The 24078-nt window shown below is 71.1% G+C and carries 23 protein-coding genes and 1 pseudogene; 16 read left to right on the top strand and 8 right to left on the bottom strand.

Going from position 1 to position 24078, the window contains the following annotated elements:
- The first annotated feature begins 1 nt into the window (after nt 1).
- The 7 genes from NGB36_RS29960 (at nt 2) to NGB36_RS29930 (ending at nt 5998) form a co-directional block, all read left to right on the top strand.
- A complete protein-coding gene (locus NGB36_RS29960) occupies nt 2–811 on the top strand; it encodes a GntR family transcriptional regulator (RefSeq protein WP_269470735.1) in 810 nt (269 codons plus the stop codon).
- 79 nt (nt 812–890) lie between these two features.
- A complete protein-coding gene (locus NGB36_RS29955; RefSeq protein ID WP_255923725.1) occupies nt 891–2054 on the top strand; it encodes an ROK family glucokinase in 1164 nt (387 codons plus the stop codon).
- Nucleotides 2051–2596 carry a hypothetical protein gene (locus NGB36_RS29950; RefSeq protein ID WP_255923724.1) on the top strand — a complete coding sequence of 182 codons (546 nt, stop codon included), beginning with the start codon at nt 2051–2053 and terminating at the stop codon, nt 2594–2596. Before NGB36_RS29955 ends, NGB36_RS29950 begins: the two co-directional genes overlap by 4 nt.
- A 51-nt stretch (nt 2597–2647) precedes the next feature.
- Nucleotides 2648–3958: a bifunctional 3-oxoadipate enol-lactonase/4-carboxymuconolactone decarboxylase PcaDC gene (gene pcaDC, locus NGB36_RS29945; RefSeq protein ID WP_255923723.1), complete on the top strand. Its 1311-nt coding sequence runs from the start codon at nt 2648–2650 to the stop codon at nt 3956–3958.
- Nucleotides 3959–4009: 51 nt separating this feature from the next.
- Complete coding sequence (locus NGB36_RS29940) at nt 4010–4657, top strand: MBL fold metallo-hydrolase (protein WP_255923760.1); 648 nt, start codon at nt 4010–4012, stop codon at nt 4655–4657.
- Nucleotides 4658–4702: 45 nt separating this feature from the next.
- On the top strand, nt 4703–5488 hold the full coding sequence (locus NGB36_RS29935) for an exodeoxyribonuclease III (protein ID WP_255923759.1): 786 nt from the start codon (nt 4703–4705) through the stop codon (nt 5486–5488).
- A 51-nt stretch (nt 5489–5539) separates the two neighbouring features.
- Nucleotides 5540–5998 carry a DUF6278 family protein gene (locus NGB36_RS29930; RefSeq protein WP_255923722.1) on the top strand — a complete coding sequence of 153 codons (459 nt, stop codon included), beginning with the start codon at nt 5540–5542 and terminating at the stop codon, nt 5996–5998.
- A 35-nt stretch (nt 5999–6033) separates the two neighbouring features.
- On the opposite strand, the gene NGB36_RS29925 is transcribed toward NGB36_RS29930, so the two are convergent.
- A complete protein-coding gene (locus NGB36_RS29925) occupies nt 6034–7752 on the bottom strand; it encodes a peptide-N4-asparagine amidase (protein WP_255923721.1) in 1719 nt (572 codons plus the stop codon).
- A 214-nt stretch (nt 7753–7966) separates the two neighbouring features.
- On the opposite strand from NGB36_RS29925, the gene NGB36_RS29920 reads away from it, so the two are divergent.
- Nucleotides 7967–8218, top strand: coding sequence for a TfoX/Sxy family DNA transformation protein (locus tag NGB36_RS29920; protein ID WP_255923720.1), 252 nt, complete (start codon nt 7967–7969; stop codon nt 8216–8218).
- A gap of 11 nt (nt 8219–8229) precedes the next feature.
- Here the strand turns inward: NGB36_RS29920 and NGB36_RS29915 are convergent, their stop codons facing one another.
- The 4 genes from NGB36_RS29915 to NGB36_RS29900 form a co-directional block, all read right to left on the bottom strand.
- On the bottom strand, nt 8230–9888 hold the full coding sequence (locus tag NGB36_RS29915) for a CocE/NonD family hydrolase (protein ID WP_255923758.1): 1659 nt from the start codon (nt 9886–9888) through the stop codon (nt 8230–8232).
- Between the two features lie 224 nt (nt 9889–10112).
- Nucleotides 10113–10673 (bottom strand): isochorismatase family protein, encoded by a 561-nt coding sequence (locus NGB36_RS29910; RefSeq protein WP_255923719.1) that lies wholly within the window; start codon nt 10671–10673, stop codon nt 10113–10115.
- Between the two features lie 24 nt (nt 10674–10697).
- Nucleotides 10698–12143: an MFS transporter gene (locus NGB36_RS29905; protein ID WP_255923718.1), complete on the bottom strand. Its 1446-nt coding sequence runs from the start codon at nt 12141–12143 to the stop codon at nt 10698–10700.
- Between the two features lie 112 nt (nt 12144–12255).
- Nucleotides 12256–12687, bottom strand: coding sequence for a MarR family winged helix-turn-helix transcriptional regulator (locus NGB36_RS29900; RefSeq protein WP_255923717.1), 432 nt, complete (start codon nt 12685–12687; stop codon nt 12256–12258).
- A 167-nt stretch (nt 12688–12854) separates the two neighbouring features.
- Here NGB36_RS29900 and NGB36_RS29895 point away from each other — a divergent pair, with 167 nt between their 5' ends.
- Nucleotides 12855–13697, top strand: a complete 843-nt coding sequence (locus NGB36_RS29895) for a nitrilase-related carbon-nitrogen hydrolase (protein ID WP_255923716.1) — start codon at nt 12855–12857, stop codon at nt 13695–13697.
- Nucleotides 13698–13702: 5 nt separating this feature from the next.
- A complete protein-coding gene (locus NGB36_RS29890) occupies nt 13703–15049 on the top strand; it encodes an aspartate aminotransferase family protein (protein WP_255923715.1) in 1347 nt (448 codons plus the stop codon).
- Between the two features lie 265 nt (nt 15050–15314).
- Here the strand turns inward: NGB36_RS29890 and NGB36_RS29885 are convergent, their stop codons facing one another.
- Nucleotides 15315–15686 carry a VOC family protein gene (locus tag NGB36_RS29885; protein ID WP_255923714.1) on the bottom strand — a complete coding sequence of 124 codons (372 nt, stop codon included), beginning with the start codon at nt 15684–15686 and terminating at the stop codon, nt 15315–15317.
- Nucleotides 15687–15794: 108 nt separating this feature from the next.
- Here NGB36_RS29885 and hydA point away from each other — a divergent pair, with 108 nt between their 5' ends.
- From hydA to NGB36_RS29860, 5 genes are all read left to right on the top strand, one after another.
- A complete protein-coding gene (gene hydA, locus NGB36_RS29880; RefSeq protein ID WP_255923713.1) occupies nt 15795–17195 on the top strand; it encodes a dihydropyrimidinase in 1401 nt (466 codons plus the stop codon).
- Nucleotides 17196–17230: 35 nt separating this feature from the next.
- Nucleotides 17231–18244 (top strand): TIGR03842 family LLM class F420-dependent oxidoreductase, encoded by a 1014-nt coding sequence (locus NGB36_RS29875; protein WP_255923712.1) that lies wholly within the window; start codon nt 17231–17233, stop codon nt 18242–18244.
- Nucleotides 18245–18263: 19 nt separating this feature from the next.
- Entirely contained in the window at nt 18264–19688 is a 1425-nt protein-coding gene (locus tag NGB36_RS29870) for a phytoene desaturase family protein (RefSeq protein WP_255923711.1), read from the top strand.
- Complete coding sequence (locus tag NGB36_RS29865; RefSeq protein ID WP_255923710.1) at nt 19685–20161, top strand: SCP2 sterol-binding domain-containing protein; 477 nt, start codon at nt 19685–19687, stop codon at nt 20159–20161. Before NGB36_RS29870 ends, NGB36_RS29865 begins: the two co-directional genes overlap by 4 nt.
- Nucleotides 20162–20226: 65 nt before the next feature.
- Entirely contained in the window at nt 20227–22029 is a 1803-nt protein-coding gene (locus NGB36_RS29860) for a gamma-glutamyltransferase family protein (protein ID WP_255923709.1), read from the top strand.
- Here the strand turns inward: NGB36_RS29860 and NGB36_RS29855 are convergent.
- Together NGB36_RS29855 and NGB36_RS29850 are read right to left on the bottom strand one after the other, a co-directional pair.
- The gene (locus NGB36_RS29855; RefSeq protein WP_255923708.1) at nt 22011–22403 is read right to left on the bottom strand and encodes a CU044_2847 family protein; all 393 of its coding nucleotides are present in this window, start codon (nt 22401–22403) and stop codon (nt 22011–22013) included. The genes NGB36_RS29860 and NGB36_RS29855 overlap by 19 nt on opposite strands.
- Before the next feature lie 43 nt (nt 22404–22446).
- Nucleotides 22447–22632 (bottom strand): annotated as a pseudogene (locus tag NGB36_RS29850) (BCCT family transporter); the annotation flags it as partial.
- Nucleotides 22633–22741: 109 nt separating this feature from the next.
- Between NGB36_RS29850 and NGB36_RS29845 the strand changes: the two are divergent.
- Entirely contained in the window at nt 22742–23881 is a 1140-nt protein-coding gene (locus NGB36_RS29845) for a glycerate kinase (protein WP_372509565.1), read from the top strand.
- The last annotated feature ends 197 nt before the right edge of the window (nt 23882–24078 follow it).

The following is a 24078-nucleotide window of genomic DNA, read 5'->3' as shown; positions in this document are numbered from 1 at the left end:
GATGTCAGAGGTTCCTGTCACCCTTGCGGGCGGATATTCTCGCCCCGTGCCCACCCCTGAGCCCGCGGAGTCCGCGGTCGTCGATTTCACAGTGGACCGGTCGAGCCCCGTGCCGCTGTACTACCAGCTCGCCCAGCAGCTGGAGAGCGCCATCGAGCACGGCAGGCTCGCCCCGGGCAGCCTGCTCGGCAACGAGATCGAGCTCGCCGGGCGGCTCGGCCTGTCCCGTCCCACCGTCCGGCAGGCGATCCAGTCGCTGGTCGACAAGGGGCTGCTGGTCCGCCGCCGGGGCATCGGCACCCAGGTCGTGCACAGCCAGGTCAAGCGGCCGCTCGAGCTGAGCAGCCTCTACGACGACCTGCAGGCGGCAGGCCAGAGCCCGGCCACCCGCGTCCTGCGCAATGAGACCGAGCCGGCCTCGGCCGAGGTCGCCGGCGCGCTGGGCATCGCGGAGGGCAGCGACGTCCGGGTGATCGAGCGGTTGCGGCTCACCCACGGCGAGCCGATGGCCCGGCTGTGCAACTATCTGCCGCCGGGCCTGGTCGATCCCGGCACCGCGCAGCTGGAGGCGACCGGCCTGTACCGGCTGATGCGCGGCGCGGGGATCACCCTGCACAGCGCACGGCAGGCAGTCGGTGCCCGCACCGCCACCGCCGACGAGGGCGAGCAGCTCGGCGAGCCCGAGGGCGCCGCTCTGCTGACCATGCAACGCACCACCTACGACGACACCGGCCGTGCCGTCGAATACGGCACCCACATATACCGCGCCTCGCGCTACGCCTTCGAGTTCCAGCTCCTCGTGCGGCCCTGAAGCCACTGACCAGCCGCTGACGTATATTCGTGGGCGTAATGGCGGTCCCTGCCGCCGACACTGACCCGGAGATCCCCCTTTGAGCGCCAACCGCGAACGCGTGCACCGCACCGGCGCGGCGCGCGCCACCGTGCTCACCGTCGGGCGGCGTGAGCGCCGCTCCCACCTGACGGCGCCCCGGGTGCCCACCGTCGGAATCGACATCGGCGGCACCAAGGTGATGGCCGGGGTGGTCGACGCCGACGGCCACATCCTGGAGACGCTGCGGACCGAGACCCCGCACAAGTCCAAGAGCCCCAAGGTCGTCGAGGACACCATCGCCGATCTCGTCCTCGACCTCTCCGAGCGTCACGACGTGCACGCGGTCGGCATCGGCGCGGCCGGCTGGGTCGACGCCGACAGGTCCCGAGTGCTGTTCGCACCGCACCTGGCGTGGCGCGACGAGCCGCTGCGCGACGCGCTCACCGAGCGGCTGCGGGTGCCGGTCATGGTGGACAACGACGCCAACGCGGCGGCCTGGGCCGAATGGCGCTTCGGTGCGGGGCGCGGCGAGGCCGACCTGGTCATGATCACGCTCGGCACCGGGATCGGCGGCGCCATCCTGGAAGACGGCCAGGTCAAGCGCGGCCGCTACGGCGTCGCCGGTGAATTCGGCCATATGCAGGTCGTGCCCGGCGGACACCGCTGCCCGTGCGGCAACCGCGGCTGCTGGGAGCAGTACAGCTCGGGGAACGCGCTGGTGCGCGAGGCCCGTGAGCTCGCCGCGGCCGAGTCGCCGGTCGCCTACGGGATCATCGAGCGCGTGGGCGGCCGCATCGACGAGATCACCGGGCCGCTCATCACCGAGCTCGCCCGCGAGGGCGACGCGATGTGCGTCGAGCTGTTCCAGGAGATCGGGCAGTGGCTCGGCGTCGGCATCGCCAACCTCGCCGCCGCCCTCGACCCGTCCTGCTTCGTCATCGGCGGCGGGGTGAGCGCCGCGGACGATCTGCTGATCGGCCCGGCCAGGGACGCCTTCCGCCGTACGCTCACCGGGCGCGGCTACCGGCCCGAGGCACGGATCGTCACGGCAGAGCTCGGGCCCGAGGCCGGGATGGTCGGCGCGGCCGATCTCGCCCGGCTGGTCGCCCGCAGGTTCCGCCGAGCCAACCGCCGACGCGTCGAGCGCCGGGAGCGAGTCTCGTCGCTCAACGCGACACTCAACGCGCGGCTCGCGCCGCGCAGCCGCGAGGTACGTCGATGACCGACACCCTGCGCACCGTGAAAAACGCGAAGAAGAAGCGCGGCTGGATCCAGTGGCTCATCATCGCGCTGCTGGTCGTCATCCCCGCCGGATACGTCGTCATCGCCGCCGGACAGAGCCACGATCCGCAGGCCGCCCGCCAGCTGCAGGCCGAGATGGCCGGCCTGGTGCACGACACACCGGCTTCGGTGCAGCGCCGCATATACCAGCTGCCGATCCCGTCGGGCGTCACCCAACCCGCGTACTTCGAGTCCAACTCATGGCGGAGCAGCTCGCTGTACGTGCAGTTCACCACCACCGCCGGCGGACTCGACACCTTCCTCGCGCAGCTGGGCATCAGCCGCGCCGAACTGGAGCAAGGGCATCTGACCATCACGACGGGCCAGGCGAAGCGGGTCGGCTGGAGCTTCCCGGCCGGACACGACTGGGACGGAGTCTCCCTGCCGGGCTCGAACGGCAAGCCTGGCCACGACATCACCGTGAACCTGGACAACCCCGACGCACCGGTCGTCTACACCGTCTCGACCATCACCTTCCACTGAGCCCTAGGGCCCCCTGAACGAGTGGTTCCGGTCTCTCGATAGCGTGTTGTGGTGACTGACCCGAAGACCCTCCAGCACCGGATCGAAGGCCCCGAGGGTGCCCCCGTACTCGTGCTCGGGCCGGCCCTCGGTACCACATGGCACATGTGGGACCGCCAGATCCCCGAACTGGCCGCCCACTGGCGGGTGCTGCGCTACGACCTCCCCGGCCACGGCGGCGCGCCCGTCGACGCCGCATCCTCCGTCACCGACCTCGCCGACCGGCTGCTCGCCACCCTCGACGATCTGGGCGTCGAGACCTTCGGCTACGTGGGCTGCCAGCTCGGCGGCGCGATCGGCATCGACCTCGCGCTGCGCCACCCCGACCGCGTCGCCTCGCTCGGCCTGGTCTCCGCCTCCGCGCGCTTCGAGACCCCCGACTCCTGGCGGCAGCGCGGCGTCGTGGTGCGTTCCGGCGGACTCGACCGGATCGCACAGACCACTCCCGAGCAGTGGTTCCACCCCGTCTTCCGGGCCGCCCAGCCCTCCATCGTCGAGTGGGCGGTCCAGATGGTCCGGGCCACGGAACCCGACTGCTACATCGCCGCCTGCGAGGCACTCGCCGCCTTCGACGTCCGTACCGAGCTCGCGCGGATCGCCATCCCCACCCTCGTCGTCGCGGGCGCCGAGGACCCGGCGACCCCGCCCGGCGACGCACGCGCCCTGGTTGCCGGGATCCCCGACGGGCGGCTCGCGGTCGTCCCCGGCGCCGCACACCTCGTACCCGTCGAGCAGCCGCGCGCGGTGACCGACCTGATCGTCCGGCACTTCACCACCGCATGGCAGGACCGGCCCGCGACGGCCGCCATCAACCCGCCCCCGGTACGCCTGCCGGTGGAACCCCCGGCCGCGGCCGCCCAGCCGCCCCGCCAGTCGGCGCCGGAGGAGGCCGCATGGCCCGCGGACGCCACCGAGCCGCCGGACCAGCCGCCCGCCGCCCGCCCGGACCCGTACGAGTCGGGCCTGAAGGTGCGGCGCGAGGTGCTCGGCGACGCGCATGTCGACCGGGCCGTGGCTGCTGCGGACGACTTCACCGCCGACTTCCAGGAGTTCATCACCCGCTACGCCTGGGGCGAGGTGTGGACGAGACCCGGCCTCGACCGCAGGACGCGCAGCTGTGTCACGCTCACGGCCCTCGCGGCCGGCGGCCATCTCAAGGAGCTCGCCTTCCACGTACGCGCCGCGCTGCGCAACGGGCTCGCACCCGACGAGATCAAGGAGGTGCTGATCCAGACCGCCGTCTACTGCGGGATACCGGCCGCCAACTCGGCATTCGTGGTGGCCCAGCGCGTCATCAAGGAGGAGACCAGCCTCCCCGGGTAGAGGATGGTCGCGGCAGCAGCACCGTCGGTCACAGTTCGAGGAGCACCGGTGATCAAGCTCACCAAGAAGGGTCATTCCTGCATCCGGCTGGAGAAGGACGGACAGGTGCTGGTCATCGATCCGGGCGGGTTCAGCGAGGAGGACGCCGCCGTCGGAGCGGACGCCATCCTCGTCACCCACGAGCACCCGGACCACTTCGACGAGCAGCGGCTGCGCGCCGCGATGGAGGCCAACCCGGCGGCCCGCATCTGGACGCTGCGCAGTGTCGCCGACCGGCTGACCGCCGCGTTCCCCGGCCGGGTGCACACCGTCGGCAACGGGGACGCGTTTATCGACGCGGGCTTCGGCGTCGAGGTGCACGGCGAACTGCACGCCGTGATCCACCCCGACATGCCGCGCGTCACCAACGTCGGCTACCTCGTCGACGCCACCGTCTTCCACCCCGGGGACGCCCTCACCGTGCCGGACCGGCCCGTGGACACCCTGATGCTCCCGGTGCACGCGCCGTGGAACAAGTTCTCCGAGGTTGTCGACTACGTCCGTGCGGTCGGGCCGCGGTGCGCCTACGCCATCCACGACGGGCTGCTCAACGACAACGGTCACGCGATCTACAACCGGAACTTCGGCCCCGCGGGCCCGGGCGTCGGTCGCACCGAATACACCCGCATCGCCCCTGGTGAGAGCGTTGAGCTGATCTGAGCTCCCGGCTTGTCACACCCGGACGGTAGATTGCCAGGCATGGCACTGCGCATTGCGACCTGGAACGTCAACTCCATCACCGCCCGCCTTCCGCGGCTGCTCGCCTGGCTGCAGAGCAGCGGCACTGACGTGTTGTGCGTCCAGGAGCTCAAGTGCGCCGAGGCGTCGTTCCCGTACAAGCAGCTGCGTGAGCTCGGCTACGAGGCGGCGGTGCACGGCACCGGCCGGTGGAACGGCGTCGCGGTGCTGTCGAGGATCGGCCTGGAGGAGGTGACCCGGGGCCTGCCCGGTGAGCCGGGTTACGACGGGGGCACGGAGCCGCGCGCAGTCGCCGCGACCTGCGGGCCGGTCAGGGTCTGGTCGGTCTATGTGCCCAACGGCCGGGATGTCGGGCACGACCACTACGACTACAAGCTGCACTGGTTCGAGGCGCTGCGGGCGGCGGTCGGCGAGGACGCGGCGGGCGAGCGGCCCTTCGCCGTGCTGGGCGACTACAACGTCGCGCCGACGGACGACGACGTCTGGGACCCGGCGCTCTTCGAGGGGCTCACGCACGTCACGCCCGCCGAGCGGGCGGCGCTCGCGGGCCTGCGCGACGCGGGACTCGCCGACGTCGTCCCGCGCCCGCTGAAGTACGACCGGCCGTACACCTACTGGGACTACCGGGAGCTGGGCTTCCCCAAGAACAAGGGGATGCGGATCGACCTGGTCTATGCCAACCCGCCGTTCACCAAGGCCGTCGGCGATGCCTACGTGGACCGCGAGGAGCGCAAGGGCAAGGGCGCCTCCGACCACGCACCGGTCGTGGTCGATCTCGACCTCGACGTGTGAGACACGTGGGCGTGTCTTCGCACGGCGGGCCTGGAGTGTCAGGCTGTGCGTATGGCAGTCTCCTTCTTCGACAAATGGCGCCGGGGCCCCTCGGCTCCTTCGGGTCCGTCGGCCGGGCAGGCGTCGTCCGCCGGTGACGACGACGCGGAGGGCGTCGCCGAGCTGCTGTCGGAGTGCGAGCTCCTGCGCGCGCAGGCCGTGGACGCCGGGATCGAACTGGACGGCACCGTCGCCTCCTTGGAGGCTCTGGACCAGCTCACGCCACGCTGGCGTGATGCGCCCGGGACCCTGTCCGGGCTCGGCAACGACGCGGGCCTCTACCTCGGCACCGTGATCGTGCGGACGGTGCCGGGCGCCCGCTGGCAGGTGTGGCCGGACGGCCGCCCGATGGTCCGGCTCGCCTCGGGACGCGAGCTCGATGTGGTGGAGGCAGGCGAGGCGTGGGCGGCTATCGGCGCGCCCGAGCTGGCGCAGGTCCACGCGGAGGCCGCGGAGGGCAGCGGCGCCTGAGCCGGGCCGGCCGCCGGCCCGGCTCAGGGAGCCGGTTACGGACGGACGCAGCGGCCGCCGGATCCGCCGGTGTCCGAGGTGATCCAGCCGTGCGCCGCCCGCAGCGTCCGCTCGTAGCACGCACCGCTGTCGGTCGTGCCGGTGTACTGCTCGGACGAGGTGGAGTCGGCGCTCAGCACGGCGCCGTCCTTGCGGGCGAGTTCACCCGTGGCGTTCAGGTGGTCGTCGGTGGTGCCCGTGGTCCGCCAGGCGCCGGAGCGGCCGTCCTGGAGGGTGTCGAGCAGCACCCGGCCCTGGGCGACCGTGGCCTGCAGGTCGTAGTTGTTGTAGTCGACGTCGGAGATCACATCGCTGTCGACGTCGATCGGGTACGACCATGCGTGGCGAGCGGTGGTCTCCGCCTGCCCCGGACCCTGTGTCCGTATGGTTGTCGTACCGGCGTCGGTCTGCCGCATCACCTGCCGTTGGCCGGTCTTCGACACCGCATCGCTGTTGGTGTAGGCGAGCTGCTGTCCGACGGTGGTGATGACGCGTCCGTGCGAGGTGTCGACATAGCCGCTGATGCTCCACGACCGCTGCGCCGTCACCGCCACATCGGTGGATCCGTCGGACTGCTTGGTCTCGGTCGTCGAGATCGCCGGGGTGAGGCCGAGGGTGTCCTGGGTGACCCGGCCCGAGGTCTGAGCGCGCTTGTGGTCGGTGTCGAGGAAGAGCGAACCTCCCAGCGTCCAGTCGTCGTTGTCGCCGTACGGCGTGATCGTCAGGATGTGCGGCCGACCGTCCGTCAGTTCGCCCGCGAACGGGGTGAGATCGATGTCGTACGGCAGCGTGCGGAACTGGTCGATCGCAGATATCGGCCGCCACAGCGTGGGCACGATGCCGCCGGAGTAGACCACCGGATAGGGCTGGGCGAGGCCCGCCGGATGTCCGTCGACCGAGACCTGCACCTCGCGGTAGGGGCCTCCACCGCACAGATAGTCGGGCGCGGTCGCCGCCAGGTCGTCGGGCACTGCGGTGAACCACTGCTCGTCGCAGCCGCCGCCCCGCGCGTACACCTCGAGACGGGCGCGCGTCAGATTGCGCGGGAAGGTGAGCGAGGTCGTCGCCGACTGGCCCTTGCCGAGGTCGAACCAGGGTGGGGCGCCCGCCTTGTGCTGGGCGACCGGCAGTATCTCGTCGGCCGTCCGCGCCGCCGGGTGCCGGGCGTCCGCCATGTAGTAGGTGAAGGTGAGCTTCATGCGGTAGATGCCGGTGTACGTGCTGTTGACAACGTTGCCGAGCTCCACCTGGAGCTGCTGAGGGCTCTTCAGCAGCGGGGTGAACTCGGTGATGTCCTTGTCGACGTGCCAGGAGATCCCCGGGTCGTCCGGTTCTGCGGTGCTGGTGCGGAAGATCTCCGCGCCGCCCAGCCGCACCCCCGCGAGCCGGTCGTACTGCCGCCCCTTGACGCTGCCCGACCAGTCGAGCACCACCTTCGTCCACGGCCCGGCACAAGCGCTGGGCGGCGTCACCGTGTTCTGGTAGGGCGGGTCGCTGATGGTGTTGGCGAAGTCGTGCTGCATCACCGTCACCGTGCAGTGACGGGTGTCGGGCCGGCTCACAGGGGGCGCCGCGCTGACCGGATCCTGGTAGTCCTGCGCCGGGTTGGAGCCGGGCGCAGGCGTCTGGCCCGCCCAGGCGGGGGCGCTCGCTCCGCCGAGCGCGAGGGCCGTCACCGCGCCGAAAAGACCGAGCCCCCGTAGCCATCGCCTCATATGCCCGGCTCTTCCACGCCGTTCCATCCGATCACCCTTTCTGATCGTCAGTGATCGCTAGTGATCATCCGTGGCCCGTACGCTGCCGTAATCCTGATCGTCCGACAACCCCCGGTTCACAAAGTCCCGACGGCCGCGCATCCGCGGGATCGGGCCGATCGCCGGGCATCATGGCCCAAGGCGATACCATCCACCGCAGACCGGGAGATACGGCATGGAATCACTGGAAAAGCTCCCCAATATCGGCTCGATCCTGGCCGACCGGCTGCGCGACGCCGGGGTCAGCGACGCGGCTGAACTACGCCGCCTCGGTGCGGAAGCGGCGTTCGCCAAGATCCGCGACGACCTCCCCGAAGACGCCTGCAGCCACACCCTCTTCGCACTCGAAGGCGCCATCCGAGGCACCCGCTGGACCTCCATCCCCCAGGAGGAGCGTGCCTCGCTCGCCTCGCGCGTCTTCGGCTGACGGCAGGTCGGTCAGTTCAGCGGGATCGACAGCCAGGAAGGATCGTCGGCGGGGGAGGAGAAGGTGAGGTGCGAGCCGATCGGGTTGTGGGTGATGTAGAGCGGGTCGACCGTGTCGATGACGAGGGCGAGATGGTGGCCCGCGGGCACGTCGTACGCGGTGGAGAACAGATCCAGGTCGACTCCGAACGGCCGGCCGGGTGTGCGGTCGATGTAGGTCTGCGGGGCGTGGGCGATGAGCTTGCCGACGCCGAGCGGGTTCACGTCGTACAGGTACGCGATGAAGCTGGCCTTGTCCGCCGTGGTGGTCAGCGTCGTGTGCAGATGCACCGTGCCGCGGATGCGCTGCCCGGTCCCATACGTGCCCGATTGCCACACGGCCGCGTAGGCGCGCGGCAGCAGCGGGATCTCGGCCATTGGCGGGATCTTGGCGAGCTGGTCGGCGAGCTGGGAGAGGAACATGATGCCGCCGTCGGCACCGGAGTCGACGTTGGTCCCGATCCGGGTGCTCCAGCCGGACACGGCGTCGCCGCCGAGCGCGCCCGTGCCCCAGAAGTTCTCCCGGCCCAGAGCGAGTTTCCGGGTGGTGGTCGCCACGTCCGCCCAGCTGGCGTACGACTCGTACCCGCCGCCGGTGGTCGGCTCCAGCTCCACCGGCTGCTCGCGGTCGATGCCGTTGTCCTCGCCCTTGAGGTAGTGGTCGAGCCAGCGTTCGGCGTCGCTCCAGGTGTCGTTGGGCAGCCCGAACAGACCCGTGGCCTCGGCGGTGGCATGGTCGCCCGGGCGGAACTCCAGCCGCTTGGGCACGCGCAGCCTGTCGTAGAAGGAGCCGAGCTGGTTGGGGTTGAACAGGCTGTCGCCCCAGGCATTGGCCATCATGATCGCCGCACCGTTGGCGTTGATCTGATTGATGTAGGTGTCGGGAGAGCGCTCCTTGCCCCACGCGATCATCTGCGCCTCCTTGTCGTAGCGGGAGGCGAGGAAGTCGGCGAGCGTCTGCTGGAGCTGCGCGCTCGGCCGGCCCGTCAGATAGCCGCTGGCGCCGAGCAGCGCGGCGGCCTGCAGATGCTGGGTGCGGCCGCTGTAGATGGAGTCGATGAGATCGGCCCAGCCGCTGAGCGCGACCACCGCTTTGATCCGCCGGTCATGGGCGGCGCCCATCAGGCCGAGCCCGGCGCCGTAACTGACGCCGGCCATGCCGATGTGGTGGGGATCGGCAGGGGCGTTGGCGAGCGTCCAGTCGATGACCTTCGAGATGTCCGCGACATCCTGCGGTCCGGCCACCTCGATGCGGCCGCCCGAAAGCCAGAATCCGCGCGGTGTGTAACTGACCACCACATAGCCGGAGTCCGCAAGGTTCTTGGCCTGGGCGATGTACTCCAGGTCGTTCAGGGACCAGCTGCTCGGCATGATGACGACCGGATACCGCTGCGTGGCGTCGTAGCCGCCGGGCGTGAAGACATTGCCCTTGAGGGTGACGCCGCCGGAGCCGGGGATGTCGACGAAGCGGAAGGTGGCCGGTGCGTCGGCCGCCACCGTCGTCGCCGCGGCTCTCGCCGGCGCGGTCGCGGCGAGAGCCGCGGGGGAGGCGCCGAGCGCAGCGGAGACGGCGAGGGCTGCGGAGACGCTTCCCGCTGCGGCGCGCAGCGTCCTGCGCCGGGACGGTGGCACGGGTGGCACAGATGACTCCTGTCGTCCGGCTATCACTCCTGCAAAAGTGACTGGAGGGTAACCAGGAGCCCTTACCTCCGGTAATAGGTCGACATGTCACGCGCGGGTAACGATTGGCGGACGGTCGGCTTCCGCGCGGGTTCACCGACGGGTTCACCGACGGCCGAGAGGGCTCCGGCGGCCGTCCGCCACCGGGGAGCCCTCTCGGCCGTCGTGACGCGGCGTCAGCCGAGCAGCGCCAGGATGTTGTCGGTGGTGTCGGTCTCGCTCATCCGCGGGAAGATGCGCTCGACGCTGTTGCGGTGCGCATCGGTGTCGAGGTCGGTCACGGCGTCGGTGGCGATCGTCACGTGGTAGCCGTGCTCATGCGCCGCACGTGCGGTCGACTCCACACCGATGCTTGTCGCGATACCGGCCACCACGACCTGCGTGACACCCCGGCGGCGCAGCTCCAGATCGAGGTTGGTGCCGTGGAACGCGCCCCACTGCTGCTTGGTGACCGTGATGTCGCCCGGCTGCCGGTCGAGTTCGGGCACGAGCTCGGCCCAGTCGGCCGGCAGTTGGGCTCCGCCCCGCGACATGGGCTGATCGGTACGCCCGGGAGCACCGCCCGTGACGTTCACCAGGACGACGGGGAGCTCCGCCTTGCGGAACGCGGCCGCGAGCCGCGCTCCACGCTCCACCACCTCGGCGGACGAGTGGGGGACGGTGGGTCGGCCGACGATCCCCTTCTGCAGATCGACGAGAACGAGGGCGGTACGGGGGTCGAGCTGTGTTGCGGACATGAACTGCCTTCTCTCAGGAGGTGATTATTTTCGTGGTGTCGGCAAGCCGGGACGCAGCGCCCGGTCGGCCACGGTCACGGCGAACAGGGCCAGGCCGAGCACCGCCACCGTGGCCGCCATCGCGTGCAGCCCCGCATCCGTCGCCCGCCGGCCGTAGTACAGGCCGATCAGGGCGGCAGCGGTGATGGCACCTATGTACTGGGCGGTGCGCTGCAGACCGGCTGCCGCACCGGTGCCTCCCGGGGGAGCCTGCGCGTACACCGCGGCCTGGTTACCCGTTGAACTCAGGCCCTGCGGAAGGCCGAAGAGCACCGCGACGAGCAGCAGCAACGCCAGGGGCGTCCGGCGGTACGCGAGGAGGAGGGCGGCGCTGCCGCAGACGAGGAGCGCCGCCGCGAGGGTGAGCGGTGCACGGATGCCCTTCGTCCGGGCACCGAGCAGCGAGCACACCGCTGCGGCCACCGACATCGGCAGCATGATCAGCCCGGCTGCGAACGACGAGAAACCGTGCGACTGCTCCAACCACTGCGCGTAGCCGTACATCACGCAGTAGATGATCAGGTAGGCGAGTCCGTGCCGTAGATATGTCGTCGCCAGCGCGCGATTGCGGGTCAGCATCCGCAAATCGATGAACGGTTGCGGGCGGCGCAGCTCCCAACGGGCCAGCGCGGCCGCAAGAACGGCGACGAGCGGCAGCAGCCACCATCGCGGGTTCGCCAGCCCCATCAGGAAGACCATCGCGGTGGTGAGCGTGACGGCGAAGAGCGTGACGCCGAGCGGGTCGAGTGAGGCGGACCTCCGCGGGCCCTCCTCGCCGCTGGGTCGCGGCTTCCCGCCCGGCAGCCACAGCACGGCGGTGACAAGGGCGACGAGGGCGAGCGGGACGTTGACCGCGAAGATCGCCCGCCAGCCGAGCGTGGCGGCGAGCAGGCCGCCGAGGACAGGCCCGACCGCCGCGCTGGAGAGCGATGCCAGCGACAGCAGTCCCAGCACCGGCCTCGGCGTCTCCCGTCCCAGCCGCTGCGACTGCGCGCGCAGCAGCGCCATCGCCGCCGGATAGGCGGCCGAGGTCCCGACGCCGAGGAGTGCCCGCGAGCCGATCAGCCAGCCCAGGTCCGGGGCGAGCGCGCCGAGCACACCGGCCGCGCCCACCAGCAGCAGGCCGGACAGGAACACCCGGCGCGGGCCGAGCAGATCGGCGAGGCGGCCCATCGCGGGCTGCCCCACCGCGCTGGCGACGTAGAGGGAGGCCACCAGCCAGGCGGTCGCGGCGGCGCCGACGTGCAGATCCGCGCCGATCGACGCGAGCGCGGTGGCGATCATCGTGGAGTTGACGGGGTTGAGCACCGAGCCGAGCAGCAACGGCGTGATCAGGCGCGCCCCGAACCCCTCGGTGGTGCGGGTGCCGGTGCGGTCGTGGGTGCCACGGCAGACGCGTCCCTGCCGCGTGTCCGAGGCGTCGTGTATCACGCGCCTCCCTCCGTGAGCCCCGTCGCGCTAGCGGCTGATGTCACCGTCGCCCGCGAGGACAACGCTGCAGACATCGTTATGCCCTGCCGCCCGGCGGCCTCGCGTGCGTCGCTCATGACGTGGTCAGCCGCTTGATCAGGCCGACCGCCTCGGCGAGCACGCGTTGTTCCTCGGCGGTCAGCTGTGAGCCGATGGCGTCGGCGAGCCAGGTCCGCTTGGCGTGGCGCAGCTGGCCGAGCCGTTCCCTGCCTGCCTCGGTGAGCGAGAAGATGACCTGCCTGCCGTCGGTGGGGTGCGGGGCGCGGCCGACCAGCCCCTGCTCCTCCAGCGCGCAGAGCGTGGCGCGCATGGACTGCGGGCGTACCAGCTCGGCGCGGGCGAGTGCTGCGGTGGTCGCAGGCCCCTCGGTGCCCAGACGGCCGATCACGGAGCGCTGCGACGGCGTCAGAGCGCCCTCGGGTGAGGCCATCCGCAGCCGTCGGACCAGCTGCGAGCCGGCCGAGGCGAGCTCGTCGGCGAGCCGTGACTGATCGGAAGCGGACATGTAGCCACCGTAAACGATCGACAGGAAAGCTTGCAAGTTTGCCTGTCAAATCCACTGGCGGGACCGTGACTGGGTGATCACCGCATGAAACGTCATCATGCTCGTTGAGTAACGGCCGCGGTCTTGTCACAGTGGGCACAGCGGGGTGGGACGGAGAGGAGCTGCGCATGACCACGGTTGTACGCGCCGCGCTGGTACAGGCGACCTGGACCGGAGACACCGAGTCGATGATCGCCAAGCATGAGGAGCACGCCCGAGCGGCGGCTTCGCAGGGAGCGCAGATCATCGGGTTCCAGGAGTTGTTCAATGCCCCGTACTTCTGCCAGGTGCAGGAGGCGGAGCACTACGACTGGGCGGAGCCGGTCCCGGACGGACCCACGATTCAGCGGATGCAGGCGCTCGCCAAGGAGCTCCGCATGGTGATCGTCGTCCCGGTCTTCGAGATCGAGCAGTCCGGTTTCTACTACAACACCGCGGCCGTGATCGACGCGGACGGAAGCTACCTGGGCAAGTACCGCAAGCACCACATCCCGCAGGTCAAGGGGTTCTGGGAGAAGTACTACTTCAAGCCGGGCAACCTGGGCTGGCCGGTCTTCGACACCGCCGTCGGCAGGGTCGGGGTCTACATCTGCTACGACCGGCACTTCCCCGAGGGCTGGCGTGCCCTCGGCCTCGCCGGCGCCCAGCTCGTCTACAACCCGTCCGCGACCTCGCGCGGCCTGTCGGGTTATCTGTGGCAGCTGGAGCAGCCTGCGGCCGCGGTCGCCAACGAGTACTTCGTCGCCGCCATCAACCGGGTCGGTCAGGAGGAATACGGCGACAACGACTTCTACGGCACCAGCTACTTCGCCGACCCGCGCGGTCAGTTCGTCGGTGACGTCGCCTCCGACAAGGGGGAGGAACTCCTCGTCCGCGACCTGGACTTCGCGATGATCGACGAGGTGAGGCAGTTGTGGGCCTTCTACCGCGACCGGCGCCCCGACGCCTACGGCACCCTCATGGAGTCGTGATCGTTATGACCCACATGACCAACGCACCCCAAAGCACCGGCGGCCCGGCGCACGCCGCGCTGTACGCACGCCACCGCGCCGTGATGCCCGACTGGCTGGCCACGTACTACGAGCGCCCCATCGAGATCGTCCGCGGCGAGGGCCGCCGAGTGTGGGACGCCGAAGGCAACGAATACCTCGACTTCTTCGGCGGCATCCTGACCACCATGACCGCCCATGCCCTCCCCGAGGTCACGGCGGCCGTCAGCGAGCAGGCCGGGAAGATCCTGCACTCCTCGACGCTCTACCTCAACCACACCGCCGTCGAACTCGCCGAGCGCATCGCCCACTTGAGCGGCATCCCCGACGCCCGGGTCTTCTTCACCGCCTCGGGCACCGAGGCCAACGACACGGCGCTGCTGCTCGCCACCACCTACCGCCGCTCCAACCAGATCCTGGCGCTGCGCAACAGCTACCACGGCCGCTCCTTCAGCTCCATCGCCGTCACCGGCAACACCGCCTGGTCGCCGACGAGCCTCTCCCCGCTGCAGACGCTTTACGTCCACGGCGGGGTGCGCAGCCGCGGCCCCTACGCCCACCTGACGGACGACCAGTTCATCGCGGCCTGCGTGGCCGACCTCGACGACATGCTCGGTCAGGCCAACGGGACGGTCGCCGCGCTGATCGCCGAACCGATCCAGGGCGTCGGCGGGTTCACCTCCCCTCCCGACGGGCTCCTCGCCGCCTTCCGCGAGGTGCTCGACCGCCGCGGCATTCTGTGGATCACCGACGAGGTGCAGACCGGCTGGGGCCGTACCGGCGAGCACTTCTGGGGCTGGCAGGCGCACGCCCAGGCCGGTCCGCCCGACATCCTCACCTTCGCCAAGGGCATCGGCAACGGCCTGGCGATGGGCGGTGTCGTCGCCCGCGCGGAGGTGATGAACTGCCTGCGCGCCGACTCCATCTCCACCTTCGGCGGCAGCCCGGTCACCACTGCCGGCGCCCTGGCCAACCTCACCTACCTGCTCGAACACGACCTGCAGGGCAACGCGCGCCGCGTCGGCGGCCTGCTGATGTCCCGGCTGCGCTCGGTCGCCGCCACCTCGCCCGTCGTACGGGAGGTACGCGGGCGCGGGCTGATGATCGGCGTCGAACTCGTCGCACCGTCCACGGGCGAGCCGTCGCCGCAGGCCGCGAAGCTCGTCCTGGAGGCTGCGCGTGAACGGGGCCTGCTCATCGGCAAGGGCGGGCGCCCGGCGAACGTCCTCCGCATTGCGCCTCCACTGACGCTCACCGTCGCCGAGGCCGAGCAGGGCGCCGAAATCATCGAGGCGGCGCTGCAGGACGCGGCCAAACAGCTCGAAGAGGGCTGAGGCGAACGGGTGCCCTCGTCCGGGGCACCCGCCGCTGCCGCTCGCCCGGGCAGGTCAGTTCTGGTTCAGAGCGGGCATCGGGATGGGGATGGCGTACGTTGTCGCTCCCACGCCCACGCCGCCTTCACAGGTATTCGTCGATGCCCCAGCCGCCACAGATCCAGACCTCCGACCCGGCCGTACCGAGCAGACCGACGACGTGCAGCACGTCATCAGCGGTCATCACCCCGCGCCCGATACCGGCAACGTGACTCGCGACTGAGTGCTATGCAGCAGGCCATGGCCAGGCATGGCGGGCGCCCAGGACGCAGAACTCGTTGTCCTCCGGGTCGGCCAGCACCGTCCAGGGCTGTTCGCCTTGGCCGATGTCGACGGGACGGGCGCCCAGGGCGAGGAAACGGGCGACCTCCGCGGTGTGGTCGTCCGGGCGGAAGTCCAGGTGGAGGCGGTTCTTGACGGTCTTGGGGGCGTCGACCGGGACGAAGAGCAGACCGGGCAGGCGGTCCGGCGCGGGCCGGATCTCGAACTCCTCAGGTGAATCGTTGACGACGACCCATCCCAGCGCTTCGGTCCACCAGCGTCCCAGCCCGACCGGGTCGGCGGCGTCCACCACGACCTGTTCCCATTCCAGAGCCATGCGGGGACCCTACCCCCGCCACCTCGGCGGGCCTGCTACCGGGGAGGCCGCCCGCGGCCTACGCTGAAACGCCTCACACCATGTGTCCACGAGGTCTGAGGAGGGCGCATGTCACGCACTCTCATCCGGGGCGGCCTGGTGATCACGGCCGCCGAAGAGGCTCACGCCGACGTGTTGGTCGACAGCGGGCGGGTGGCCGCGCTCGCCGCTCATGAGTCCTCGGTCGCGCAGGCGTGGACCGCGGACCGCGTCATTGATGCCACCGGCAAGTATGTGATCCCGGGCGGGGTGGACGCCCATACGCACATGGAGCTGCCGTTCGGCGGCACCTTCGCCTCCGACACCTTCGAGACCGGGACGCGCGCGGCCGCGTGGGGCGGCACCACCACCATCGTCGACTTCGCCGTGCAGAGCGTCGGACGGTCGCTGCGCGAGGGCCTCGACGCCTGGCACGGCAAGGCCGACGGCCGGTGCGCCATCGACTACGGCTTCCACATGATCCTCTCCGATGTGACAGAGGAGTCGCTGAAGGAGATGGACGCGCTCGTCGAGCACGGGGTGACCTCGTTCAAGCTCTTCATGGCCTACCCCGGCGTCTTCTACAGCGACGACGGGAAGATCCTGCGCGCGATGCAACGCGCCGCCGCCGACGGATCCCTGATCATGATGCACGCGGAGAACGGCATCGCCATCGACGTCCTCGTGGAGCAGGCGCTCGCCGCCGGGCACACTGACCCCCGCTACCACGGCGAGGTCCGCAAGGAGTTGCTGGAGGCCGAGGCCACACACCGGGCCATCCAGCTCTCCCGCGTCGCGGGCTGTCCCCTCTACATCGTCCACGTCTCCGCCGAGGAGGCCGTCGCCGAGATCGCCACGGCGCGCGACATGGGGCTGAACGTCTTCGGTGAGACCTGCCCGCAGTACCTCTTCCTCTCCACCGACGACCTGGCCCGGCCCGGCTTCGAGGGCGCCAAGTACGTCTGCTCGACACCGCTGCGCCCCGCCCACCACCAGGCCGCGCTCTGGCGGGCCCTGCGCACCGACGACCTGTCCGTCGTCTCCACCGACCACTGCCCGTTCTGCTTCAGCGAGCAGAAGGAGCTCGGCCGCGGCGACTTCTCCAAGATTCCCAATGGCCTCCCGGGGGTGGAGAACCGGATGGACCTCCTCCACCAGGCCGTCGTCGACGGGCACATCAACCGCCGCCGCTGGATCGAGCTGGCCTGCGCGACGCCGGCGCGCATGTTCGGCCTCTACCCGCGCAAGGGCACCCTCGCCCCCGGCTCCGACGCCGACGTCGTCGTCTACGACCCGCACGCCGAGCAGGTGCTCTCCGCCGCCACCCACCACATGAACGTCGACTATTCGGCGTACGAGGGCAGGCGCATCACCGGGCAGGTGGAGACCGTGCTCTCCCGGGGCGAGCTCGTCATCGACCAGCGCACGTACACCGGGCACGCCGGGCACGGGCAGTACCTGCCGCGCACCGCCTGCCAGTACCTGATCTGAAAACCTGATCTGAGAATCTGAGAAAGGGGCGGGCGATGGAATTCGGACTCGTCCTGCAGACCGACCCTCCGGGTTCCGCGGTCGTCGGCCTGATGCGCCGCGCCGAGCGCAACGGCTTCCGCTACGGCTGGACCTTCGACTCCGCCGTGCTGTGGCAGGAGCCGTTCGTCATCTACAGCCGGATCCTGGAGCACACCCGCCGGCTCACGGTCGGCCCCATGGTCACCAACCCCGGCACGCGCACCTGGGAGGTGACCGCCTCCACCTTTGCCACGCTCAACGAGATGTACGGCAACCGCACGGTGTGCGGGATCGGCCGCGGCGACTCGGCGATGCGCGTCGCCGGGCGCAGCCCCAACACCCTCGCCCGGCTCGGCGAGGCGATCGACGTGATCCGCGACCTCGCCGAGGGGCGGGAGGCGGTCGTCGACGGGACGCCGGTGCGGCTGGCGTGGGTGAGGGAGGGCCGGCTGCCGGTCTGGATGGCTGCCTACGGGCCGAAGGCGCTCGCCCTCGCCGGGCAGAAGGCCGACGGCTTCATCCTGCAGCTCGCGGACACCTTCCTCACCGAGTGGATGGTCAAGGCGGTGCGCCGGGCCGCCGCCGACGCCGGGCGCGACCCGGCCGCCGTCACGATCTGCGTGGCCGCTCCCGCCTACGTCACCGACGGCACCCCGGCCGGGCTCGCCCACGCGCGCGAGCAGTGCCGCTGGTTCGGCGGCATGGTGGGCAACCACGTCGCCGACCTGGCCGCACGCTACGGCGAGCACTCGGACCTCGTCCCCGAGGAGCTCACCGCGTACATCAAGGAGCGGCAGGGCTACGACTACGCCCACCACGGGCGAGCCGGGAACCCCGACACGGCCTTCGTGCCCGACGCCGTCGTCGACCGTTTCTGCGTCCTCGGCCCGCCCGCCGCGCACATCGAACGGATGCAGCAGCTGCGCGAGCTCGGCGTCGACCAGTTCGCCCTCTACGCCATGCACGACGCCCGCGAGGCGGCCATCGACGCCTACGGGGAGAACGTGATCCCCGCACTGACGTCATGATCCGTGGCACGGTAGGGAGGTGACGATTGATGCGGTGGTGGTCGGGGCCGGGCCGAACGGGCTGACGGCGGCCGTCGAACTGGCGCGGGCAGGTCTGTCCGTGGAGGTGTACGAGGCGGGGGAGACCGTCGGCGGCGGCGCCCGCACCGAGGAGCTGACCCTGCCGGGGTTCCGGCACGACCCGTGCTCGACGGCTCACCCGTTCGGCGTCGGCTCACCCGCCTTCAAGGCGCTGCCACTCGACAAGCACGGCCTGGAGTGGGTCCACCCCGAGCTGCCGATGGCCCACCCGTTCCCCGACGGCAGCGCCGCCGTGCTGGCGCCCACCGTCGGGGAGACCGCGGCATCACTCGGTCCGCGTGACGCCGGCGCGTACCGGCGTCTCGTTCAGCCCTTCACCGGCCGCTGGGACGAGCTCGCCCGGGACGTCTTCCGCCCGCAGTGGGCGGGGCTGCCGCACAGCCCGCTGCTGTTCGCCCGGTTCGGCGCGGTGGGCGGGCTGCCGCTCGCCGTTGCCGCGCGGCGCTTCCGCGGGGCCAAGGCGCGGGCGTTGTTCGCGGGTGCGGCGGCCCATCTGGTGAGCCCGCTCACCGGACTGGTCACCTCCGGCGGGGCGCTGATGTTTCTGCTCGCCGGGCACGAGGGCGGTTGGCCGTTCGCCCGCGGCGGCTCGCAGGCGATCTCCGACGCGCTCGCCGCCCACCTCGCCGAGCTCGGCGGCACCGTCCACACCGGCGTCGAGGTCACCTCGCTGACGCAGCTGCCGCCCGCCCGCGCCTACGTCTTCGACACCTCTCCCACCGCCCTCGCGCGCATCGCCGGCCTCGCCGGCGAGTACCGGCACTACCGCTACGGACCCGCTGCGTTCAAGGTCGACTACGCGCTCGACGGACCCGTCCCGTGGCGCTCCCCGCGGGCCGCGCGCGCCGGCACCGTCCATCTCGCGCCCACCTACGAGGACATCGACGCCGCCATGCGGGCGGTGTGCGGCGGCTGCACCGCCGACGTGCCCTTCGTACTGACCACCCAGCCGAGCCTCTTCGACCCCACCCGCGCACCCGAGGGCCGCCACGTCTTCTGGGCGTACGCGCACGTGCCGAACGGCTGGCGGGGTGACTTCACCGCCGCCATCGAGCGTCAGATCGAACGCTTCGCGCCCGGTTTCGCCGACCGCGTGCTCGCTCGCGCCGTGCGCGGGCCTGCCGAGCTCGCCGCGCACAACGCCAACTACGTCGGCGGCGACATCGCGTGCGGCGCGACGGCCGGGCTGCGCGCCGTCATCCGGCCGTCGCTGCGCCGCGTCGCGTACGCCACCTCGGATCCTGCGGTCTTCCTGTGCTCCCAGGCGACCCCGCCGGGCCCGGGAGTGCACGGGATGTCGGGTCTCGGCGCGGCACGTGCGGTGCTGCACCGCCTGGGCCGGGAACACCGGACGCCCCGATGAGCGACGACGAGCGGGAGCCGGAGCTGGACCTGGACGCGCTCGACCTCGGTGCCGTCGAGCCGCGCGAGTTCGCCCGGATCGTGAAGCGCACACCGCCGCGCAAGGCGGCCGAGGTGATGACGGGACCGCACCGCAGGCGCGTTCTCGACGAGTTGTTCCGCCGCATGGAGCTGTTGTTCCGGCCGGAGGCGGCGGGCGACCGCACGGCGCTGGTGCGCTGGCGCATCACGGGTGAGGGCGATGCGTGCGACGTCTACGAGACATACATCGCCGACGGCTGTCTCGTCGTCACCCCGCACACCACCGACCGCGAACCGCGCCTCACCGTCACCCTCGCCGCACCCGACCTGCTCAGGCTCGCCTCCGGCAACGCATCAGGACCCGTGCTGTTCCTGCTGCGGAAGCTCAGGGCGCACGGCGATCTGCGGCTGGCCGCGCGGCTGACGGAGCTCTTCGACATGCCCAAGGCGTGACTTGTCATGATCCGCGGTGCCCGCGTAGACGCCGCCACCGCCCGCCCCACGAAGGAGTGACCGACGTGTTCACCACCCGCCCCACCCTCCAGGGCACCTTCGGCATGGTCTCGTCCACCCACTGGCTCGCCTCCCAGTCGGCGATGGCGGTGCTCGAAGACGGCGGCAACGCCTTCGACGCCGCGGTCGCCGCCGCCTTCGTGCTGCACGTCGTCGAACCGCACCTGAACGGACCCGCCGGAGAGGTGCCGGCGATCCTCGCACCGGCCGGGGGAGAGGTGCAGGTCCTCTGCGGTCAGGGACCCGCCCCCGCGGGTGCCACCATCGAGCGCTTCACGGACCTCGGCCTCGAACTCGTGCCCGGCACCGGTCCGTTGGCGGCCGCCGTCCCCGGTGCCTTCGACGCATGGATGCTGCTGCTGCGCGACCACGGCACCAAGTCGCTCGCCCAGGTGCTCTCCTACGCCATCGGCTACGCGGAAGCGGGCCATCCGGCCGTCGAGCGCATAGGCGCCACCGTGGAGACGGTACGGGAGCTGTTCACCACCGAATGGACCAGCTCGGCCGAGCTGTACCTGCCCGCAGGCAAGGCGCCCGCACCCGGCGCGCTGCTGAAGAACCCCACACTCGCCGCCACCTGGCGCCGCGTCGTCGCCGAGGCCGAGGCGGCCGGGAGCGGACGTGAGACGCAGATCGAGGCGGCCCGGTGCGTCTGGCGCGAGGGCTTCGTCGCCGAGGCGCTCACCGAGGCCGCGGCCCGTCCCACGATGGACACCTCGGGTGAGCGGCACGAAGGGGTGCTGACCGGCGACGACCTCGCCCACTGGTCCGCCGGCTACGAGACGCCGGTCACCTACGACTGGAACTGCTGGACGGTCGCCAAGGCCGGCCCATGGAGCCAGGGACCGGTCTTCCTGCAGCAACTCGCCCTGCTTCCACAGGACTTCACGGACGTCGAATACGGCAGCGAGCCCTACCTGCACACCCTCATCGAGGGCAGCAAGCTGGCGATGGCCGACCGTGAGGCCTGGTACGGCGACGCAGCGCCCGTCCCCCTCGCCGAGCTGCTCTCGCCCTCCTACAACGCCGCCCGCCGCGCCCTCATAGGCGAGCACGCCTCGGGCGACCTGCGGCCCGGATCCCCCGGCGGCCGCACCCCGCAGCTGCCGAAGAACGTCCTGCGCACGGCAACGGGCGACTCCGCCTGGGACGCGCTGGGCGTCGCGGGAGCAGGCGAGCCCACCGTCGCCAAGGACGGCCTGACCCGCGGCGACACCTGCCACCTCGACGTCGTCGACCGCTGGGGCAACATGATCGCCGCGACGCCCAGCGGAGGCTGGTTGCAGTCGAACCCGGTGGTACCGCAGCTCGGCTTCCCCCTCGGCACCCGCCTGCAGATGACCTGGCTGGAGGAGGGCCTGCCCAACTCCCTTACACCGGGCCGCCGTCCGCGAACCACTCTCACCCCGTCGCTCGCGCTGCGCGACGGCGTGCCCGTCATGGCGTTCGGCACGCCCGGCGGCGACCAGCAGGACCAGTGGAGTCTGCACTTCTTCCTCGCCGTCGCGCTGCGCGCCCAGGTCCGCGGCGGCCTCGACCTGCAGGGCGCGATCGACGCCCCGAACTGGCACAACGACAGCTTCCCCGGCTCCTTCTACCCGCGCACGATGCGGCCCGGCAGCGTCACTGTCGAATCCCGCATCGGCGCACGGGCGATCGCCGCGCTGCGCGCCCGCGGCCATGACGTCATCCTCGCCGAGCCGTGGTCCGAGGGCCGGCTGTGCGCGGTCGCCCGCGACCCGCAGACCGGCGTGCTCTCCGCGGCCGCCAACCCGCGCGGCATGCAGGGCTATGCGGTGGGGCGCTGAGCCGCGGGCACCACACCGGGCTGCGGGGCCGCGCCGAAGGGGGTCCCCCACGTCGCCGAAACGGTCATGCACGCCTGACCGTTGGCGCCGACGATCCCGAGGCTGAGATCGTCACCGACGACGACGCCGAACTGGACCGTGATCTGGTTCGGCGGATGGTCGGCGATGGTGATCGAATCGTGCACCTGCTGCAGCAGTGGTCCGAGCGGACGCAGCATCGCGCGCAGCGCGTCCTCGGCGAGGTGCGCGACCACGGCGGGGCCGTGCCCGGTGTGGAACGGCCCGGCGATACCCTCCGGCGGATCGCCGACGGGCGTCAACTCCAGTCGTACGGAGGTGTTGTCGGCGAGCTCGATCTCGGCATACTGCGGCACATCCTCATTGTGCCGTGGGCCGTCCGCTGCGTGGCCTGCTCTTGAATTCCGGCTCGCTGACGTCGGGGCCGAGCTTGATCCGGCCGAAACGGCTGAAAGCGATCACCACGCACAGCGCGAGGAAGACATCGGCGGCGATCACGAACAGCCAGCCGAAATTCCCGAGGACCCAGCCGGCGGGCGACTGTGTTTCTTGTCGGTCCCCGCGGTGGTCATGTCGCCCCACTATGTCCGTGACCGCGCCGTTACGGTCAGTGGCGGGTCGATCTCACCCATGGTGAACGGACGATCGGGCAGATAGGGTCCGAACGGCGCGACATGTCCATCAGGAGTGCAAGGTGACAGAAATTCGCAGCGTGCTGATCGCGGCGGACAAGTTCAAAGGCTCGCTCACGGCCGTAGAGGTCGCCGAGCACGTCACCGTCGGTCTGCGCCGGGTCGCCCCCGCGCTGCGGGTGGAGTCGCTGCCGGTCGCCGACGGTGGCGACGGCACCGTGGACGCAGCCGTCGCGGCCGGGTTCGAACGCCGGACGGCGCAGGTGACCGGGCCGCTGGGCGATCAGGTCACCGCCGCTTACGCCCTCCGCGAGGCCACCGCCGTCGTGGAAATGGCCGAGGCCTCCGGCCTGCGCCATCTGCCCAAGGGCGTCTTCGCGCCGCTCACCGCGACCACGTACGGCACCGGTGAGCTCCTGCGTGCCGTCCTCGACGCGGGCGCCCGCACCATCGTGCTCGGCGTCGGCGGCAGCGCCACGACCGACGGCGGGGCCGGGATGCTGGCCGCGCTCGGCGCGCGGTTCACCGACGCGGAAGGCGCACCTGTCGGTCCCGGGGGCGGGGCGCTGGCGTCGATCGCCGCCGCCGACCTGTCCGGGCTCGACCCGAGGCTCGCCGAGACCGAGGTGATCCTCGCCAGCGACGTCGACAACCCGCTGCGCGGCCCAAAGGGCGCGCCGGCCGTCTACGGCCCACAGAAGGGCGCGAGCGAGGCTGACGTCGCCGCGCTCGACGCCGCGTTGGGCCGGTACGCGCAGGTGCTGGGCGAGGCGCTCGGCCCGGCCGCGCTCGACGCCGCCGAAGCCCCGGGCGCGGGCGCCGCCGGCGGCATCGGCTACGGCGCGATGGTCGGTCTGCGGGCGAGCTTCCGTCCCGGCGTCGAGGTTCTTTTCGAACTGCTGGGATTCGCGGAAGCCCTGGAACGGGCCGATTTCGTCATCACGGGCGAGGGTTCGCTGGACGAACAGACCCTCCACGGCAAGGCCCCGGCGGGGGTCGCTCAGGCCGCTCGGGCCAAGGGGGTCGACGTCGTCGCCGTCTGCGGGCGGCTGGCGCTGACGCCGGGGACGCTCGGCGGGGCCGGCATCCGCCGGGGGTACCCGTTGCTTGAGCTCGAACCCGATCCCGCGTTGTGTATGGCTAATGCCGGGGCGTTGCTGGAACGTGTGGCTGAGCGGATCGCGCGCGATTTCCTCGCCTGACGTTGTTTTTCGCTGGGCGCGGTTCGCCTATTTCTCGCGCGTGCGGCTTACGTAGGTTTTTCCGGCCGCCCGTCCGTTGCGGTGGCGCTGCGCTGGGCGTTCTGGGTCGGTTCGCGTGTTCCCCTCCGTTGTCTTGGCTTGCGTGGGGTGTTTTTCCCGCCGCCCGCCCGTTGCCGTGACTGGGCGGGTCACGTGGG

It is taken from the genome of Streptomyces humicola (assembly GCF_024436035.1).
Lineage (GTDB): Bacteria > Actinomycetota > Actinomycetes > Streptomycetales > Streptomycetaceae > Streptantibioticus_B > Streptantibioticus_B humicola.
The sequence above is the reverse complement of the archived record's forward strand: the minus strand, read 5'-3'. Positions and strand labels throughout refer to the sequence as shown.